Origin of the sequence: Collinsella aerofaciens ATCC 25986, from assembly GCF_010509075.1 — a bacterium.
Taxonomy (GTDB): domain Bacteria; phylum Actinomycetota; class Coriobacteriia; order Coriobacteriales; family Coriobacteriaceae; genus Collinsella; species Collinsella aerofaciens.
The window spans coordinates 134,109-153,156 of record NZ_CP048433.1 but is presented as its reverse complement, the minus strand read 5'-3'; the positions used below and the strand labels follow the sequence as shown (position 1 = coordinate 153,156).

Below are 19,048 nucleotides of genomic sequence, written 5' to 3'. Positions count from 1 at the left end.
TTCACTCATCCCCTTCAAGAAAACGCAGGGCATTACCCCAGTAGAGCCTTTCTCGCGCATCATCGCGCATGGACACGGTATCGAGCGCCCGCTTGAGTTTGAACGCACGGAAACGCGGCGTATTGCTGGCGAACATCACTTGATGCGATAGCGCGCGCTCATACCACAGCGGCCCCATATCGACCGTGAAAAGACGCTGCATCATCTCCTCGGGCGAATCGATGTAAGTGATAGAGGTGTCCGTGTAGCAGTTGGGATACTTGAGCAGCATCGCCACGGTCTCGCGCACCCAGGGCCAGCCAAAGTGGGTCAAACTAAAACGCACATTTGGATGCGTTGCGATTGTGTGCTCAAATGCAAGCGGGTTACTGCGCGAGAGCTCTGCGCCCGGCTCCCAAGACATACCGGCATGGAAAACCACCGGCTTGTTATAGCGCTCGCACAGCTCGTAAAGCGGCTCAGCCACAGCATCATCGGGGTCAAAACCCTGCTTTGCCGGATGCAGACAAAGCCCCTTTGCCCCCAGCTCGGTAAAGGCGCGCTCCAATTCGCCTGCGGCACTGCTCACCCGCGGATCTACGCTCGCAAATCCCCACAGACGATCGGGATGCGCGGCAACCAGCATGGCAATCTGGTCATTGGTGCCAAAATGCCCTCCGCATGCCGTGGTTACATCGAGCGGCATGAGCAAGCTCTTCTGCACATCGCAGACGTCCATCTCAACTTGAAGCTCGTCCCAATCCATGGGACCCATATGCCCCATACCAAATTCTCGTGACCAAAAACCGAATCCATCAGGCTCATCACCCGGTGTACAGATCTCGCCGTAGAGCATGGGCTGAACCAACATGTCGATAACCATTTCGTACTCCTTTCCAGGCATTTGACCCTAGTACGGCTCAAACGAACCAATCACTCGGGACGACAGCTCAGCGCCCGCCTTCATACACGCCGGAATATCAAGGCCATCGATCACGCCCTTGGTAAACCCGGCAATATACGAGTCGCCGGCACCCACGGTATTAACGACCTTCTCCGCCGGTACGATCCCGCACTCATAGAAGCGCTCACCGTCATAGGCAATGCTTCCCTTCTCGCCAAGCGTGGCAACCGCAACGCGCGGTCCCAATTCCTGCACGTGGCGTACCCAGTCTCGTAGCTCCGGAGTGTCCTCTTCAAACGACATAAATGCGTAGTCAACGTAGGGAAAATGATTCTCACATGCATATTCGGGATCCTGGCTGAACACCGAGAAGTCCATAACCACCGTCTTGCCCGCATCGTGCCATTCGGGCAGGAGGTCCAAACAATTGCCAAACAGGTCGGTATGAATGATGTCATGCTCTAGGATAAACGCCCGGTCATCTTCATTCGGTCGATATGTCTCCATTACGCCATCGATTGCCTCGAGATGCACGCGATCGACGCCGTCTTTCAATGCCATGAGCATCACCGAGGTGTCGCCATCCTCCACCCGCAGATGTGAGATATCGAGCCCCTCAGCGGCCAGCGCCTCTCTCATCTTGTCTCCGTACTCGTCCTTGCCGACAACCGACACGGCGGATACCGAAACGCCCATTCGTGCAAGATGGATACCCCAGTCAATGCCATTACCAGTCGGATAGAACACGCCGATGTTTTGATAGACGTCCGCACAGCAAAAACCAGCCGCGCACGCTTTAATACCCATGGTCTTCTCCAATGTTCAAAAGGGGACCCACCACATGGCGAGCCCCCTTTTCGCGTTTCGCTTATTGTTTTGCATCGGCTGTCCAAGGCCTCATAGCCAGACCGCCGTACGCTTTCTTAAGCTATTCGACGATTGGCGCTCCGTGGCCCCAAGAACCTTCCATACCGCACACGGTCGAGGCAAACCCGGCAGCAAAGTCGAGCGCGCGTTCGATGGCCTCGGCGCCATCCTCACCACGCTTGGCGGAATCGAGATAGCACATCAAAAACGAGGTGAGGAACGAGTCGCCCGCCCCCATGGTATCCTTCATGTCCGTTACCGGTTTAGCCAGCTGGCGGTAATAGCGCTCGCCGTCGTAAGCAATGCAGCCCTCGGCGCCCGCCGTAGCCGACACAAAACGCGGACCCAGGCCCTTCACCCATGCCAGACGTTCGCGAATCTCGTCCTCACTCGCGGCATCCGCCGCACTAAAGAAAGCGAAATCGACGTAGGGCGCAATCTGCTCGTAGTACTCGTCGGTGGAGTCGTCCGAAAAGTCAAAAGAGACCGTGACGCCCGCAGCCTTCAACTTGGGCAGCTCGCGCTCGGTGAAGCAATAGTTGCCCGAATGAACCACATCGAACTGCTTCATGTACGCAAGGTCAAAGCGATCGAGGACATAGCGCGCATCGCCACGGATACCGCCCTCGTTGGAGCCAAGGAAGACACGGTCACCGTCAACGACGGTCACGCGAGCCGCTCCGTTCTCGCCAATCATCTGCTCGCACTTGTCAAGCTCGATACCCTCATCCTCGAGGCTTGCAATGACATGCTCGGCAGCGGCATCATTGCCAAAAATGCCCATGTATGCGGAGCGTGCGGCACCGCATTTCTTGGCATAAACGGCGAAGTTCACCGCATTGCCGCCGGGATACATGGTGTGGATATGCTCGTAGCGATCGACGACGTTGTCGCCAAATCCGAGCGCATTAACGTTAAATGCCATGGCCTTTGTCCCTTCTAGTACTCGACAACACCCATATAGCGACGGAAATCGGGGTCGTGATCAAACACCTTGCCGCGTGCAGCACGCAGCTCGCAGTTCATGGCGTAGAACAGCACCGGGTCCAGATAGGCACGGACGCTCGCCGGCACGGCTTCCATACCGTACTCCTTGGCATCGAGCACCATCAGCGTATCGGTATGCGTCTTAAGGAACGCCAGGGCGCGCTCGTCCATAGCACGGCACTCGCTGGAGCCCATCTGCAGGAAGTAAAAAACGCCATCCTGAGTAGCCTCGAAGGGGCCATGGAAGTACTCGGCAGAGTGGATGTAGCTGCAGTGCTGCCACTGCATCTCCATAAGAGAGCAGATAGCGAAACCGTAGGTCTGGCTAAAGTTGGGACCGCTGCCCAGAATATAGAAGAACTCGTGCTCCTGGCAAAGCTTGGCAAAGCGATCGCCCAGCTCGGCATTTACCTTCTCGCGTGCCGGGGGAAGAATCTTATCCATCTCGGCGATACCGGCATACATATCGGCAAGATCGACGTAACCCTCCTGCTGATCGAGCAGCTCTGCCGCAAGCGACAGCGAAATGCCAGCGGGGACCTCGGCCTGCGGCACGCCCTCGCCCCACGGGTAGACCCACGTGGTCCACTTGCCGGAGTCGATCTTAGATCCAGCGTTGTCGGTCTGGGCGATCACCGTAGCGCCGGCAGCAAGGGCAATCTCGCAGCCCTCGACGACCTCAGGGGTGTTGCCACTGTGGCTACAAGCGATGACCAGGGACTTCTCGCCCAGACGACGCGGACGCATGATATCGAACTCGCGAGCCGTATAGATATACGAAGTGAAGGTGGTTGCCTCGCGCTGCAGAAGCTCATGGGCCGGGATCAAATCGATCATGGAGCCACCGCAAGCAATCCAGTAGACGCTGTCGAACTTGCCCTTCTCGGCAATTGCCTCTTTGATCAGATCGTGTGCGTTCATATCCAGTTCCTTTCTTGTTTGGCCGCAATCAATGACGTTGGCTGCGTGGCCGATAGTTGTTTTAGTCAATCAGATATTTCTCGAATGCGGCCATGTTCTTGGTATCTGCCGCCGCCGGATCATCGTAGTAACGACCGTCCGTGATTTCCTGGCCCAGCATGCCGTCGAAACCATGGGCGTTGAGCGTGGCGACGAAGGCGTCCATATCGTGCTTGCCATCGCCCCACACCAGATGGCCATACGGGTCACCGTCGATAAAGTGCATCTCGTGAATTGCCCCATCACCAAAGGCGGCAAACCAGTCCTCGAGCGTCTCGCCTGCAACGCCCATCGCGGTTGTATCAACCATGGGCTGTAAGTACGGGCTCGCGACCTCGTCAATCATGCGCTTCGCATCGGAAACCGTCGTCACAAGGTTGCTCTCCTCGGGACGCAGACTTTCCATCGTAAGCACCAGACCGTGCTCGCCGGCATACTCCGCCAGAATGGACAAGTGCTCGCGGCTGCGCTTCCAGGCTTCCTCGCGGTCCTCGTCCCAGTCGCCCCAGCCCGAGTTGACGGACATACGGTCGCACCCAAGTACCTCGGCAAGCTCAATGCCGTGCTTAAAGTACGCCAGGCTGCGCTGTTCATGCAGCGGTTTGCGTGCGCAGTACTGCCAAGGATAGACAACGTTCTCGGGGCACAGAGTACGATACCTAAGCCCACGGTCTGCAGCCTTTTTCGCCAGGACCTCAGCCTCAAAGTAGCCCGTGTGGTCGAGCGTCACATGCGGCTCTGCACACCACAGCTCAATGGACTCAAAGCCCAAACGCTGCTGCACATCAAGGAAGTAATCGAGCGACCACATGATGTAGTGGATATTCATGCCCGCAATCTGCTCGCGGCGCAGCGTCGGTTTGGATTCAGACATCTTATGCCTCCTTATTTCGATCGAACACGATTTGTCCGTCCGACATCGTCATATCAACCGCAAGATCGCGTGCGTCGCGATAATCGAGGTCGAACACATCCCGATCGAGCACGCAGATATCGGCAAGCTTGCCAACCTCGAGCGTACCCAGCTCGTCTTCGCGCATCAGGTCGTACGCGCCCCCGGCAGTCCAAGCGCGCAAGAGCTCGACAAGCGTCAGCGTGTTGACCTCATTCACGGGCAGTCCGTCGGCGAAGAATCCGCCGCACGCGCTGTAGATTGACTCGCCCAGGCTCGGAATCAGCAGCGGCAGATCCGTGCCGCAGCACACTGTGCATCCGGAATCTTCCATGCCGCGGCGATTCCAGCTGTGCAAAAGTCGCGTCTCGCCAATTTGTCGACGCATCATCGACAGGCAATCCTCGCGCCGGTCCAGCGTCAGAATCTGCGGATAGACCTCGCAAATTCCACCTAACTTGCCAAACTCGACAAGATCGGTCGGGTCAGAGTTCTCGAGATCGGTAATCGCATGGCGGCGAAGCATCCGTCCATGCTCGTCTCGAGGCAGCGAGGCATAGAGCGCCACGGTGCGACGAACGGCGCCATCGCCCTGGCAATGCAAGGAATATCGGAAGCCGTCAGCATCAATTGCACGCAGCTCGTTCTCAATCAGATCCCACTCTGGCTCCTCGACGACCGTCTTGCCGGCAGCGCCCGCATCGGCCGTGTCCTCATAGGGGTCTATCATCTCGGCAAGCCCCGCCCATACGCCGCGATCGGTCATACGGTTGAAGCCAGAAAAACGAACGAACGGTCCCCGGAAGCGCTCTCGCGCCTCGCGGGCATATGCCAGATTTGCACCGGCACCCACCGGCTGCGACATCATAGAGACGCGAACCGTCAGCTCACCAGATTCCTCACGGCGAGCCATTTCGTCGGCAAAGCCGTAGTAGTCATCAAACGCCATCTCCTTGATGGCGGTAACGCCGCGCTCGTTAAGCATGCTCATGTAGTCCGAATACCCGGCACGCACCTCGGGCAGCGCGAGGAAATCGCTCATCATGCGCCAGATCTTCTCGGCATAGCACGCCTGGGGTGTAAAGCCGTATCGCGCACTGGCGGCAGCGTTGAGAACGCAGGTCCCCGCTCCTGGTGTAAAGCAGACGACGGGGATATCGCCAAAACAATCGTCAAACACAGCTGCCGTATTTGCGTTCTCGGCATCCGATGCCAACGTTTCGGGTAGGTTGTGGCCAAAAGCCGCCGCGCAATCCGGATGATCTTCTTTCCATGCGCGCAAGAGCGACACGGCCTCTTTGGCATCGGCGATGCCGGACAGATCAGACCCCAATGTCCGCAGCGCCCAGCCTGTATAGAAGGTATGCACGTCGATCAGGCCAGGCATGACGGTGCGGTCGCCCAGGTCAACTACCTCGTCCGCCTGGGTCAAATACGAAGCTACCTCACACTTGGTGCCAACAGCCTCAATTCGATTGCCACGGACCGCTACGAAACCTTCAAACGGCAGGTCCCCCGTACCGGTAAAGACGCTCTTAGACGTCAGGACCGTCAAACGATCAGACATCACAACCACCTACACCGGAAGCATGCCAGAGATTGCCGTTACGATCAGGCCAAAGACGACCATGAAAATGAAGAACTTCCAAATGGTCTTCCACCATTGGCCAAACGAAATCCTAGCCACGGCAAGGCCAGCGACCGTCATGCCCGCCACGGGGCTGATGGTGTTGATGGTCTGGTTGGCAAACTGGAGCGCGGTGACGGCCGCCTCGGGATTGAGGCCCATGAGCTCGGTCAGGGGGCCCATAACGGGCATGGTGAGCGCCGCCAGGCCAGAACTCGAGGGAACCAGCAAAGAGAGCAGGCCAAGGACGATATACATAAACGTGGTGTAGACGGCGGCGGGTGCACCGGCAAGCGCGGTAGCGAGCGCCTGGAGGATGGTGTCGATGATCATGCCGCCCTCGGCGATGACCAGAATACCGCGAGCGATACCGATAACGATGGCAGCGTACGCAAAGTCGGCGAGACCCTTAACGAACTCCTCTGCGATCGTCTGCTGGTCAAGGCCGCCCAGGATACCGGCAAGCAAGCCCATGCCAAGGAACACGGCGGAAATCTCATTCATGTACCAGCCCTGGGTAACAAGACCCCAGACGATAATGCCCATACCGCAAGCAAAATCGATAAGCACGAGCTTCTGACGGATAGTGAACTCTTCCTCGATGGAGGCATCGGTCACGGAAAACTCAATACGCTTGAGCTTATCGTCCTCGTACACAATGGACGACTCGGGGTTTTTCTTGACGCGCATGGCGTAGCGCATGGCCCATGCGATACCGACGGCAGTGAAGATGACCCAAGAAACGGCGCGCAGCCACAGTTGCGGATTACCCTCGATGCCAATGATGCCTTGGGCGATCAAAACATTAAACGGGTCGATGGTCGAAGCACAATATCCCAGGTTAGGACCAAGGAAGCAGATGATGAATGCCGTCATCGAGTCATAACCGATACCCATCATGATGGGAATGAAGATGGCATAGAACGGCAGGGCTTCCTCAGACATACCAAACGTAGTGCCGCAAATGGACAGCAATGTCATCGTGATGGGAATGATGAGGATGTCCTTGTTCTTGAGCTTTTTAATCACACGGCTCATGCCGGCATTCAAAGCGTTGGTCTTGGTGATGATCGCGAACGATCCGCCAATCAATAAGACGAACGCAACGACGTCGGCAGCCTCTTGGATACCCTTGGTGGGCGCTTGCAGAACCGCGAAGATATCCTGGCCCAGATTGATGGTCTCGCCGGTCTCGGAATCGGTGTAGTTCTTATCGACCTGTTCATAGGTTCCAGCAACGGCGACTTCACGCTCGCCCGCCGCTGTCGAAATCGTCTTGCGCTGATACTGACCAGAGGGAACGATCCAAGTCAGGACCGCAAAGACAACGATCAGCAAGAACATGATCGTATAGACATGCGGTAATTTGAACTTAAAACGTCTGTTTGTCTTCTTCGCCTTCGTATCTGACATAGATACCTCCAAAGAACTCGAGACTGCATCGCATCTCGCTTCAACGTTTGCATAAGGCAAACGTTCTATGACGTCCCATAGATTACCAGCAGCTTTTTCCTTCATCAAGATAATTTCAAACTGGTTGCCGCAACGCGGTTGAACGGTTGTGTTCGCGCCGTGAACGGTATGGAAACGCCCGGTGAGATGATCCACCGGGCGTTTCCATTCGCAATGTCCTAGATGTCAAAAACGTAGCGAGACCCAACGATCCGCTGACGACCGATGATAAACGGCCGCCGCTGCTCATCGAAAAAGAAGGCTTCCATATAAAACAAGGGTTCGCCAACGGGAACTGCCAACAGCCGAGCGACCTCGGGCGACGCGCACGCGATCTCGAGCGTGCACGGGTCGGTAAACGCGGGCGTGCGGCCCGTTCGGTTGCGCACGAACTCAAAAATGGATTGGTTAGATAGAGGTGCCGTTGATAGATAGGCGTTGTCCTCGTAAACGTATATGTTGTTCTCGAGCATGACGGGGACTCCATCGGCAGTACGTACACGCTCAACGCAAATCAAATCAGTTCCAACGGGAACACCAAAGAACTGCGCTTCGGTAGAATCTGCCGGCAGTATCTTTCTCGAAATGACGCACGCCCCCGGCTCCATTCCGTTAACGCGGCATGCGTCCGAAAAACTCTGGACGTCATCCTTCTGGCGAATCTTGCGCTTAAGCTTGGGGGCATTGACAAACGTGCCTTTCCCCTGCCGCTTCGTTAGATAGCCCTGCTGGACGAGCTCCTCAATAGCGCGTCGCACGGTAACGCGGCCAACTTTATAGTTCTCAGCCAATTCGAATTCGTTGGGTATCCGCGCGCCCGCCTTGTAGGCACCGGAATTGATTTCGTTTTTAATGATATCGATAACCTGTTGGTACAGCGGTATCGCTGCTTTACCGTCAGTTAGTCCTTCAGTCGGTGGCATATACCCTCTCCCAGCCCAATTAAGTCAAAAGCGGGCTTAAGGGCATTCAACAAGCCCTTAAGCCCGCATTAGCATAAAGTATGCTTGCTGCCGCACCAAAATGTCGGGTATTTACTCATCTGACCCGAAAAACGCGCAACTACCGCGCTCCTAAGAAAGCGTGAGCAGCTCCGGCAGCTGGTCGATAATCTTGTCCGCGGCATCCTGGCTAAAGCCAAAGCGCTCCTCGCGCTTGGCAATAACTGTCAGGCCGGCTCGCTTGCCGGCAGTGATGCCAGGCACCGAATCCTCAACGCAGCAGCAGCGATTCGCGGGCAGCCCCAGCAGGTCCAGCGCATGCAGGTAGATGTCGGGCTCGGGCTTGCTCTCCTTAAACTGCTCGCCGCTCACCACATACTCAAAAGCATCCGACAGCCCGCACGCATTGAGCACTTCCTCGATGCTATCCATGGGAGACGAGCTGGCAAGCGCCACGCGAACGCCACGGCGCGGCAGCTCTCGAATCGTATCCACGGCGCCTGGGTTAATCAAAGCCTGATAGTCGCGCGGACGCTTATGCGCCCACTCGTCCCAACGGATCAACGCTTCCTCGCCAGTTAAATGCCCCTTCCCGGCGCGCTCAAACCAATCGACCAGCATACGCAGGAAGAACTGATGCGAGGTACCAACCTGCCCGTTCAACTCCTCTTGAGTCAGGTTAAGCCCAAGCTCCTTGGCAAACGCGGCAGTCTCGCCCAGGTAGTAATACTCGGTATCGACAATGACGCCGTCCATGTCAAAGATAACGGCGTCGAACGGAAATGCGGACACGGCACCCTCCCTAACAAAAGGGCGCCCGCAAGCGGACGCCCGAACCATGCATTATCGGCGATTCTAACCCAGCAGCTTATCCAGCGCCACCGCAATACCATCTTCGTTGTTATTGGCGGTCACCATCTGGGCCACAGCCTTAACCTCATCGACGGCGTTTCCCATGGCAACACCGGTACCAGCCCACTCGATCATGGACTTGTCGTTCTGGCCGTCGCCAAACGATACGACCTCGCTGGCATCGATGCCGAGCTTGGGCAGGGCACCCTCGAGCGCGCGGGCCTTGTCAATACCGGGCGCCGTGTACTCAAAGTACCAGTCGGCCGTAAACATGCCCGAAAGCGTCTGCTTAAAGGGCGCATACATCTCCTCGTAATGCGCCTGCAGGTAGGCCGGATCGCCCGCCGTCAGCAGCTTGTCCACGGGATAAGTGTCCACGACCTCATGCAAGCTCTCGACCTCGCGGATCTTAAGGTCGCAGGCATCGCGCTCGTATTTGACAATGTTTTTCTGCGAGCCATCCGGCAGCGTAATCATGCAGTGGTACGAGTCCTCGACATGCAAGTCGCGACCGAGCGAGATCATGGGGATCACATCATAGTTTTGCAGATGATCAATCAGACGGTGCAGCTCGTCAGCCGGCATGGCCTGGTCAAAAAGAACCTCATCGGTCTGAGCGTCGACCACATGCGCGCCATTGAAAGCGACTAGCAGACCATCATGGTTTTGAAGGTCGAGCTCCTGCGCCAAGGCGTGCAGCCCCCATGCGGGACGACCCGAAGCCAAGATGAGCTTAATGCCCGACTCCTGCGCCGCGAGCAGCTTCTCGCGCGTACGCGGGCTAATCACTTTCTGGTCGTTGGTGAGCGTACCGTCAATATCCATCGCGATGGCTTTGATTGCCATATATGCCTCCCTGTCATTGAATAACCTTGTCTGAGTCATCATACAGAACAGCCACCGCGACTCCGTTTGCAACGGGAAAAATGTCATATTGTCCCGAACATGAACGGCGTGTGGTCGTGAAGCTTTATCGCTCAGGTCAAATACGTCTGCTAGCGACGCTCATCCGTCGGTGCGCCCTCGACGATCGCGATGCCCGCCGATGCACCTAACGCGCTGGCGCCGGCCTCGATGAATGCGCAAGCCTCTTCGTAATTATGGATACCGCCCGCCGCCTTGATTGCCACGGCATCGCCGAGCACCTCGTGCATCAGCCGCACGTCCTCGAGCTTAGCACCGCCAAAGCTTCTGCCGGTCGACGTCTTAAGGAATCCCGGCTTGGCCTCCAGCGCGATCTCGCATACACGGCGCTTGGCGGCGTCGTCGCCGTCCAGCTTGCACATCTCGACGATTACCTTGTCAGTGATGCCATGCGCGCGACAAAAATCAGCAATGGTAGTCATCTCGCGCTCGATGGCATCAAAATCGCGGTTCTCGATCGACCCCTGATTCAAAACGTAGTCAATCTCGGTAAAGCCACACGCAGCGTATTCCTCAAACCTCGCAAGCTTCTCCTCAAGCGTCATAGTGCCCTGGGGAAAGTCGATAGCGCCGGCAAGGACGATGTCAGAGCCCTCGAGCATGGCGCGGCCCGTCTCGTACTCCTGCAGGTTCGCAAATACGCAGCGAAAGTTGTACTTTAACGCCTTCTCGACATAGTGCTCAAACGTGTCCTCGGGGGCATCGATATAGTCGATGTATTTATTGATGGGTTTGGCAAGCGTCATGCTGGGCCTCCTTGTTCAGGGCCGACAACCGATTCGTGGTTTCACGCGAAAAACCACGTTCAATGTACGCCCGGCATGCAAGGACAGCGTCCGCATTCCGACAAGTGGTATGAAATTAGCCGTAAACGTATAATTTACGGCAGCGAATGGCACCGCAGGCGGATGCCGACAGCAAGACATCCCCATTACAGTCTGAAGTGGGCCACCGATAAATTTCGATGGCGAGCATTCGGCGCATTGCCTACGATACGGGCAAGCCCCGAGGGGCCGCCGATCGGGCGCCTCCGGATGGCCGTCTGCCCCTGCCCCGTAGAGGGCCCGGGGGGTGTTGCCACCGGGGGCGCTCGCCGCTCCGGACGACTGATAGGAAACTGCCGGGCGCAAGCGCCACGGCCAGGTAATGTGGGTGTCGCAGGGAGGGGTTCCGATCGGCCTACCGATTGGAGGATAACACCGTGGCACCACCTAGAATGCCGGAAGCCGTCATCGGGCTCGATGTCGGGAAATTGTCCCATTGGGCATGCGTCGCGACCCGGGACGGCGAGATACTGCTGAGCGCCCCCGTCGCGAACAGGGAGGGCGATCTGGACTCGCTGTTCGGCCGCTTCCCCGACGCGCTCGTGGTCGTCGACCAGTCGCGCAACATAGGCGCCCTCGCGCTCGCCCGCGCCAAGGCGGCCGGGATGTCGGCGGCGTACCTGCCGGGACTCGCGGCACACGGGGCCGCCAGGCTCTTCGCCGGCGACGCCAAGACCGACGAGCGGGACGCAATGGTCATCGCGAAGACGGCGCTGGGCATCCCCGACGCACTCCTGCCGGTCGGGGATCCGGGCCCGACGGTCGCGGCGGCGAGGGCGCTGGCCGCCCAGAGAAACTTCCTGACCTGCGAAAACACCAGGAGCAAGAACCGGCTGCGCAGCATCCTGCTGGAATCGTGCCCCGCCTTCGAGGCGTTGGTCGACCTGTCCGACGGTCCCCAGCTGAGGCTCATGGCATCCCTCGGCGGGGCCTGGTCGGTGGCCGACGCCGGGCCCCGCAGGGCGGCGGCGCTCACGCGCGGGGCGGCGCGCGGCAAGATCGAGGCCCTCGTCCGCTCGACGGCCTCCTCGACAAGGCCGGACGCGGCGGCCATCGCCGCCGAGGACCGGGCGGTGAGGCTGCTCGCGCGCAGGATCTCCGAGAACTCGGCGGAGATCGATGTGATCACGGCGGAGATATCCGCCCTCCTCGAGGGCGACGATACCTACCGATGCCTCCTGACGGTGCCGGGGATCGGCCCCAAAACCGCTTCCGAGCTCGCGATCTCCATAGATATCGAAGACTTCCCAAGCCACGACAGGCTCGCGTCGTACTGCGGCCTGGCGCCGCGCAACCGCCAGTCGGGGACCTCGATCTCCTCGGTGACGGCATCGCGCCAAGGCAACAAGAGGCTGAAGAACCTGCTCATATTCTCGTGCAACTGCCTTACCCGGACAGAGGGAAGATGGGGCGATTACTACGCTAGGTGCCGAGAGCGGGGCATGCCGCACGGCAAGGCGCTCAAGGCGCTGGCACGAAAGAGGCTGAAGGTCATCTACGCGATCATGCGGGACAGGGTGCCCTACGCCGCCTAGTCGAAGCGCTCCGAACAGATTGGAGCCCATCGGCCGAAAGGCCTGGCGTTAGCATGTCGCGATTCAATCTCGAAAACAGCATTGCCCAGTTGACAAAACTATAGGAACACCCCCCTCAATACACCCTCATGCCCATTTAAATAGCAAGGGGCCCGTATCTGTTGGGATACGGGCCCCTTTCGGCCATGACCTATCTCAGCAACAAAGACTACTGCGGTGAGCGCGGTAGAACTCGATCGCACCATCTTATCCGAGCCGGGACACGCTTGCATAGCGTGGCGCGTGACGGTTGCAAAACCACCCCATTTGAAACAAAGGCAAAAAAGTACTTGCAAAGACGCGTTCCGACATATAAGTTGAAAAAAGACCGCCGTTGCGGTTTTAAGTAGATCGAGCATATGAAGTTTGAGTTTTAGCGTGTAAGAGAAGGAAGATCGGCAAAGTACAACCCCAAACGCAATGACAACTTAATGAGGTAACTGCCACATGTGAGGCACCCAGGGCATTGCTGTCTCGATTTTGAGCACGATGCCTTCCGCCTTGCATGGGCCGTTCCATCCCACCCCTGCAGCAACTGCCTCACGGGCTCATTGAAAACCGCATAGCACCCCAACGTCAGCACATCACCCACGGCAAGCACATCACTCACGACAACCAACACATCAACAAACAGCACGAACATCAACCGATTGGAGAAGCTATGACAAACCACCGCGCTGAAGACGGCGGTAAGAAAAGCATTCTGGATGCCCGAATTGAGCGAGCATATGCAAACGAATATGACGCCGCCTTTGCCGCCGCGACCATCAAGAACTACGCGTCGCTACCGCTCGCGACGATCTTGGCCGACCACCCTCAACTGCTGAAGCGCTGCACAAAGATCATGGGCGACCCCGACATTCGCAAGCTGACAGACCCCTATGCCCCAAAACGCGACAACGATTCGTGCGTCCTTACCGTAGGCTGCCTAGCCCATATGCTTACGGCGCTCGACACGAAACTCAAGCTCGAATGGGAACCCGACGAGCGTCATGAACTCGAAAGCAAGCGGAACACCCTGCGCACCGCACTGTTCCTTCCGTTGGACGGCCTCAAGCGCTGCAACGTCGAGCTCAATACACAGGCGCGGCAAAAGCCCGGGACCACGGGGCAGAAAACTCCAAGACCCCATGCGGCCATCGTCGACCGCAACCGATATAACCGCATGACCGCGCACTTTTCCGCCGAGGGAGCGGCCATAAGGACGCTGATCGACCTGCTGTGCCTCCTGAACATCAACGAGCTATTTGAGGGCTATCTCGCCCTTGTTCCCGCGACGGCACCCAAGTCGGTATCAAAGATCATCGAGACCTGCAGACGCCAGTTTGAGCGCCATCGCAATGGCAGCGAGATGAACGCCAGCATCGCGCAGTACTACGCGGCTCATTACAAAAATGACGGATGTGCCCCTATCGAGCATCAGCTGCGGCTCGCCTACACCACGCCCGTCGCAACGCTCCATCGCTTTGGAGCCCTTGGCGCTTGCGAGCCGCACGGACAGGCAGCCTGCCCCACAACCGAGCTCGATCTCAGGCTCGGACGAACCCTGTAGCCCGCCAGCCCCTCCGCGGGCAGCGACTCTATTCCACAACACCACCAACAGAAAGGAGTCCTCATGGACACCAATCATTCCCCCATCATCAGCCCCCTCACCATGCGTGAATCCGCCCGAGGTATCACGCTCACCAGCATTTACGATGAGATGCTCGCCCGTCGCGAGCTCTCCGTCATGGGAAACATCGAAACCCCGATGGCTCACGACCTATGCCAGCAGATCCGCCTGCTCGATGCCACCGACCCCAGCCGTCCCATCACCATATTTGTCGCCAGCGCCGGCGGAAGCGTGCGATCGGGTCTTGCGATCTATGACGCCATGCGCCTCGCATCGTGCCCCATCCGCACCGTTTGTCTGGAATTCGCCGCGTCCATGGGTGCCGTGATCTTTATGGGCGGCGACGATTGCCGCATGGCGCCCCATGCAGAGCTCATGATTCACGACCCGCTGATCCCCCAGGGGGCAGGCGGCTCGGCACTTGCGCTACAGGAAACCAGCCGGCGTCTCATGCAGACCCGCAAGACCCTCACGCAAATCCTCTCGGACCGCAGCGGCCTCACGCCCAAGCGCATCCAGTCCCTCACTGCAAAAGACACCTACCTTTCGGCCGAGCGCGCCGTCGAGCTCGGCTTTGCCCACGAAATCCTCTCGACCACCAAGGAGGTCGCCCATGTCTAACCTCGCCAGCCGCCTCGCCGCATCTGAGTCCGCATCGTCCACCATCCTCGCCAAGGATCGAACGCTTTCCTGCGACACCCGCCAAACGGGACTCAACAACAACGCACTTGTGATCGGCCCCTCGGGAGCCGGCAAGACCCGAAACGTCCTCAAGCCCAACCTGCTGCAAATGAACGCAAGCTACATCGTGCTCGACACCAAAGGCACGCTCTGTCGCGAAGTGGGACCCGTGCTGGCAGCCCACGGCTACCGCGTGCAATGTCTCAACTTCGCCGACCTCAACACCGTCCCGGCCCTTGCGCCCGGCATCGAGCGCTGCGGCTACAACCCCCTGAGGCACATTCGCCGCAAGGCGGACGGCAGGCCCAACCAGCAGGACATCCTCTCGGTGGCAAAGGCCATCTGCCCCATCGAGGACAACAACCAGCCTTTTTGGGATCATGCGGCGGCAAACCTGCTGTCGTGTCTTATCGCCTACGTCACCGAACAGCTACCCGCCGACGAGCAGACGATCAGCTCGGTCATCAAGCTGATCGAGCACCTGCAGGACGGTGCCACGGGTCGATTGTTTGACGACCTGATCACGATCGACCCCCAAAGCTATGCCCTCTCGCTATGGCGGCGCTACGCCATTACGCAAAATGCCGAGCGCATGCACGCGAGCATCGTCGGCATCCTTGCCGAAAAGGTCATGTGTCTGGGATTCGACGGTGCGGCACAGCTCTATCGTGAGTGCCATCAGGTGGACTTCGCTTCCATGGGACACACCCCCTGCGCCCTATTTGTAACCGTGAGCGATATTGACCGCAATCTCGATCCGCTGACCGGCCTCTTTATTTCGCAGGCGTTTATGGGCCTCATTCGTGAGGCCGATAGGCAGCCCGACGGCAGCCTGCCCGTGCCCGTGCGCTTTATGCTCGATGACTTCGCAAATCTGCAGATCCCCCAGATCGACAACGTGCTCTCGATTATCCGAAGCCGCAACATCTGGGCAACGCTGCTGCTGCAGTCGACCAACCAGCTCGATGCGCTCTATGGCGAGGCACGCGCACGCTCCATCATGGGCAACTGCGACACGCATCTGGTGCTGGCGTTCCAGGATCCCGAGAGTGCCCGGGTGTTTTCCGACCGCGCCGACGCGCTGCCCAGCACGCTCATGGCGACGCCGATCGATCGCTCGTGGCTCTTTGTGCGCGGTCGCACTCCCGAACAGGTCGAGCGCTTTAGGCTCGAAGACCATCCGCTCTACGGGGAGCTGCCCGAGGCGCAGCGAGACCATGCGGAGGCCGAGATCTAGGCGCAGGGTTCTCGCAGCGCGCGGCGCCCCGGCGATGTTCCACAAAGGCCGTGCGCCCCGGGACCACGGCAAAGCAAAGGGGCCCGCATCCCAACGGATACGGGCCCCTTTCAGCCATAAGCCAACTCGGCCGTAAAAACTACTTGCGATGCGCGCGATAGAACTCGATGAGCGCCTGGGTCGAAGCGTCCTGTTCGGCCTTGGCGGCGTCATCGTGGAAGGCCGGGGTAATCTGCTTGGCAAGCTGCTTGCCCAGCTCGACGCCCCACTGGTCGTAGGAGTCGATGCCCCAGACCGTGCCCTCGACAAACGTGATGTGCTCGTACAGGGCGATGAGCTCGCCGAGTGCGAACGGGGTCAGCGTGTCGCCGAAGATCGAGGTCGTCGGGCGATTGCCCTCAAAGCAACGGGCCGGGACGATCTGCTCGGGCGTGCCCTCGGCACGAACCTCATCGGCCGTCTTACCAAAGGCGAGCGCCTTGGTCTGGGCCAGGAAGTTGCCCAGGAACAGCTCGTGGACATCCTGGCCGCTGTCGGTCGCAGGGTTGGCGGTATTGGCGAAGGCGATGAAATCGGCCGGAACCACCACGGTGCCCTGGTGCAGCAGCTGGTAGAAGGCATGCTGGCCGTTGGTACCGGGCTCGCCCCAGAAGATCTCACCGGTGTCAGAGGTCACGGCGCTGCCGTCCCAGCGGACATGCTTGCCGTTGGACTCCATGGTGAGCTGCTGCAGGTAGGCCGGGAAGCGGTGCAGATACTGGCAGTACGGAAGCACGGCGTGGCTCTTGGAACCGAAGAAGTTGACGTACCAGACATTGAGCAGGCCCATCAGCGCGACGGCGTTGTTCTCGAGCGGGGTGTTGCAGAAGTACTCGTCGATGGCGTGGAAGCCTTCGAGGAACTGCTGGAAGCGCTCGGGGCCGAGCACGACGATCAGCGACAGGCCCACGGCGGAGTCAACGGAATAGCGGCCGCCAACCCAGTTCCAGAAACCGAAGGCGTTGGCGGGGTCGATACCGAAGGCCTCGACCTTCTCGAGTGCGGTGGAAACGGCGACGAAGTGCTTTGCCACGGCCTCGGCGTTCTGCTCATCGGAGCCGTCGATGGCGCCCTGAGCCTTGAGCTGCTCGAGCATCCAGGTCTTGACCTCGCGGGCGTTGGTGAGGGTCTCGAGCGTGGTGAAGGTCTTGGAGACGATGATTACGAGCGTGGTCTCGGGATCCAGGCCCTTGAGCTTCTCGGCCTGGTCGTTGGGGTCGATGTTGGAGATGTAGCGGCAGTCGATACCGGCGTCGGCATAGGGACGCAGAGCCTCGTAGGCCATGACCGGGCCCAGGTCGGAGCCGCCGATGCCGATGGACACCAGATGCTCGATCTTCTTGCCGGTAACGCCCTTCCACTCACCGGAGCGCACGCGCTCGGCGAAGGCATACATGCGGTCGAGGACCTCGTGCACGTCGGCGACGACGTCCTGGCCGTCGACGATGAGCTGGCCCTTCTCGCTTGCCGGGCGGCGCAGCGCGGTGTGCAGGACAGCGCGGTCCTCGGTAGTGTTGATGTGCTCGCCAGAGAACATGGCGTCGCGGCGCTCCTCGAGCTTCACCTCGCGGGCAAGATCGCACAGCAGCTTGACGGTCTCATCGGTCACCAGGTTCTTCGACAGATCGAAGTGCAGGTCACCGGCGTCAAAGCTCAGCTTGTTCACGCGGTCGGCGTCAGCAGCGAACCAGGCCTTGAGGTCGATACCTTCGGCCTCGAGCTTCTCCTGATGAGCCTCGAGCGCCTTCCAAGCGGCAGTCGACGTAGCATCGATAGGTGCGGCAACAGTTGCCATAGAGTCCTCCTCAGCATACGGGCGCACGCCTCCATGCGCCCGGACATTCAGATGCCACTATTCTAGCGCAGGTCAAGACTACAATCAGCGAGCGTTGCCAATCGGCCCCCAAACGGCAACCGATTAAAAAGGGACAGGCTTATTTTGGCAGGTCAAACGCTTTACCAACCAAAAATAACCCGTCCTTTTATGGCAAATATTAGGCCGCGGCGCAGATGCTACCGAGCAACTCACGCAGAGGAGACCCGATGCCCTCCAGCAGTTCGGGCGCGATAATGGCAAAAACGGGAACCTCACCGGTGCCCACGACAGCAGGCGCCTTGCCCTCCGAGAGAATGCATCCATAAGGGACAAAACCGTCTTCGCCGGCATCGAGCGCCGCCATGCGACGCGCGAGCTCGCGCGCAAAGCCAGCAGTATCGGCATCGCCAATCGCCAGGACAAAGTCCACGCCTTCGTCGGTCGCCAGGGCCACGGCTTCGTCGATCAGTTCGTCTCCCCCGTCGCCCCCAACCGAGCCGCAGCGGAAAAGTACGCGCTCGAGTAGGGCTCGATCAAGCGAGCCAAGTGCCGCCGAGACAAGCTCATCGCGCGTATGCTTGTCACCGCCCAACACGACCAGCGCCTTGGTGCCACCGTAGTGAGCGACCAATCGTCCGCACCAGCGAGCCACGTCTCCATCCGCAACAAGGCGCGTCGGCATACCAAACCCGTAATTGACCATCTTTCCCACAACCCTTCCGTGCGCATAGGCGGTATCAATCGTTAGGCTCATGCTACGAAGCAAGGTTTTCCGAGCTGTTTCGCACTCTTTAGAGCTGCGTTAAAAAACCCGATCCAACCGCACGACCATACCTACCAAAACAAACCAGTCCCTTTTTGACAGGTTTTGACGATGTCC

The 19,048-nt window shown here is 58.8% G+C and carries 17 protein-coding genes; 4 read left to right on the top strand and 13 right to left on the bottom strand.

The features are described from left to right. Window position 1: 1 nt before the first annotated feature. The 11 genes from GXM19_RS00700 to deoC form a co-directional block, all read right to left on the bottom strand. Window positions 2–862, bottom strand: coding sequence for an amidohydrolase family protein (locus GXM19_RS00700; RefSeq protein ID WP_040358369.1), 861 nt, complete (start codon window positions 860–862; stop codon window positions 2–4). Between the two features lie 27 nt (window positions 863–889). Beyond that, the gene (frlD, locus tag GXM19_RS00695) at window positions 890–1,690 is read right to left on the bottom strand and encodes a fructoselysine 6-kinase (protein ID WP_006234358.1); all 801 of its coding nucleotides are present in this window, start codon (window positions 1,688–1,690) and stop codon (window positions 890–892) included. Window positions 1,691–1,811: 121 nt separating this feature from the next. Further along, on the bottom strand, window positions 1,812–2,675 hold the full coding sequence (locus tag GXM19_RS00690; RefSeq protein ID WP_006234359.1) for a PfkB family carbohydrate kinase: 864 nt from the start codon (window positions 2,673–2,675) through the stop codon (window positions 1,812–1,814). 14 nt (window positions 2,676–2,689) lie between these two features. Further along, a complete protein-coding gene (locus tag GXM19_RS00685; protein ID WP_006234360.1) occupies window positions 2,690–3,658 on the bottom strand; it encodes an SIS domain-containing protein in 969 nt (322 codons plus the stop codon). A gap of 61 nt (window positions 3,659–3,719) precedes the next feature. Then, window positions 3,720–4,571, bottom strand: coding sequence for a sugar phosphate isomerase/epimerase family protein (locus tag GXM19_RS00680; protein WP_006234361.1), 852 nt, complete (start codon window positions 4,569–4,571; stop codon window positions 3,720–3,722). A gap of 1 nt (window position 4,572) precedes the next feature. Then, a complete protein-coding gene (locus GXM19_RS00675) occupies window positions 4,573–6,156 on the bottom strand; it encodes an amidohydrolase (RefSeq protein WP_006234362.1) in 1,584 nt (527 codons plus the stop codon). Window positions 6,157–6,165: 9 nt separating this feature from the next. After that, the gene (locus GXM19_RS00670) at window positions 6,166–7,629 is read right to left on the bottom strand and encodes a YfcC family protein (RefSeq protein ID WP_006234363.1); all 1,464 of its coding nucleotides are present in this window, start codon (window positions 7,627–7,629) and stop codon (window positions 6,166–6,168) included. A 218-nt stretch (window positions 7,630–7,847) separates the two neighbouring features. After that, a complete protein-coding gene (locus GXM19_RS00665) occupies window positions 7,848–8,591 on the bottom strand; it encodes a GntR family transcriptional regulator (RefSeq protein WP_006234364.1) in 744 nt (247 codons plus the stop codon). Window positions 8,592–8,741: 150 nt separating this feature from the next. Then, entirely contained in the window at window positions 8,742–9,401 is a 660-nt protein-coding gene (locus GXM19_RS00660) for an HAD family hydrolase (RefSeq protein ID WP_040358370.1), read from the bottom strand. A 63-nt stretch (window positions 9,402–9,464) separates the two neighbouring features. Then, window positions 9,465–10,307 carry a Cof-type HAD-IIB family hydrolase gene (locus GXM19_RS00655; RefSeq protein WP_040358373.1) on the bottom strand — a complete coding sequence of 281 codons (843 nt, stop codon included), beginning with the start codon at window positions 10,305–10,307 and terminating at the stop codon, window positions 9,465–9,467. 149 nt (window positions 10,308–10,456) lie between these two features. Beyond that, entirely contained in the window at window positions 10,457–11,131 is a 675-nt protein-coding gene (gene deoC / locus GXM19_RS00650; protein WP_006234367.1) for a deoxyribose-phosphate aldolase, read from the bottom strand. Window positions 11,132–11,586: 455 nt separating this feature from the next. On the opposite strand from deoC, the gene GXM19_RS00645 reads away from it, so the two are divergent. From GXM19_RS00645 to GXM19_RS00630, 4 genes are all read left to right on the top strand, one after another. Then, window positions 11,587–12,744 (top strand): IS110 family RNA-guided transposase, encoded by a 1,158-nt coding sequence (locus GXM19_RS00645; RefSeq protein WP_225093533.1) that lies wholly within the window; start codon window positions 11,587–11,589, stop codon window positions 12,742–12,744. A gap of 544 nt (window positions 12,745–13,288) precedes the next feature. Continuing rightward, window positions 13,289–14,335, top strand: a complete 1,047-nt coding sequence (locus GXM19_RS00640; protein WP_006234368.1) for a hypothetical protein — start codon at window positions 13,289–13,291, stop codon at window positions 14,333–14,335. 63 nt (window positions 14,336–14,398) lie between these two features. Next, window positions 14,399–15,016: an ATP-dependent Clp protease proteolytic subunit gene (locus GXM19_RS00635; protein WP_006234369.1), complete on the top strand. Its 618-nt coding sequence runs from the start codon at window positions 14,399–14,401 to the stop codon at window positions 15,014–15,016. Beyond that, window positions 15,009–16,313, top strand: a complete 1,305-nt coding sequence (locus GXM19_RS00630) for a VirD4-like conjugal transfer protein, CD1115 family (protein ID WP_006234370.1) — start codon at window positions 15,009–15,011, stop codon at window positions 16,311–16,313. The genes GXM19_RS00635 and GXM19_RS00630 overlap by 8 nt, the downstream gene beginning before the upstream one ends. A 139-nt stretch (window positions 16,314–16,452) precedes the next feature. On the opposite strand, the gene pgi is transcribed toward GXM19_RS00630, so the two are convergent. Both pgi and GXM19_RS00620 read right to left on the bottom strand, forming a co-directional pair. Further along, window positions 16,453–18,147: a glucose-6-phosphate isomerase gene (gene pgi, locus GXM19_RS00625; RefSeq protein ID WP_006234371.1), complete on the bottom strand. Its 1,695-nt coding sequence runs from the start codon at window positions 18,145–18,147 to the stop codon at window positions 16,453–16,455. Between the two features lie 199 nt (window positions 18,148–18,346). After that, on the bottom strand, window positions 18,347–18,871 hold the full coding sequence (locus tag GXM19_RS00620) for an iron-containing alcohol dehydrogenase (protein WP_239057664.1): 525 nt from the start codon (window positions 18,869–18,871) through the stop codon (window positions 18,347–18,349). Window positions 18,872–19,048 lie beyond the last annotated feature (177 nt).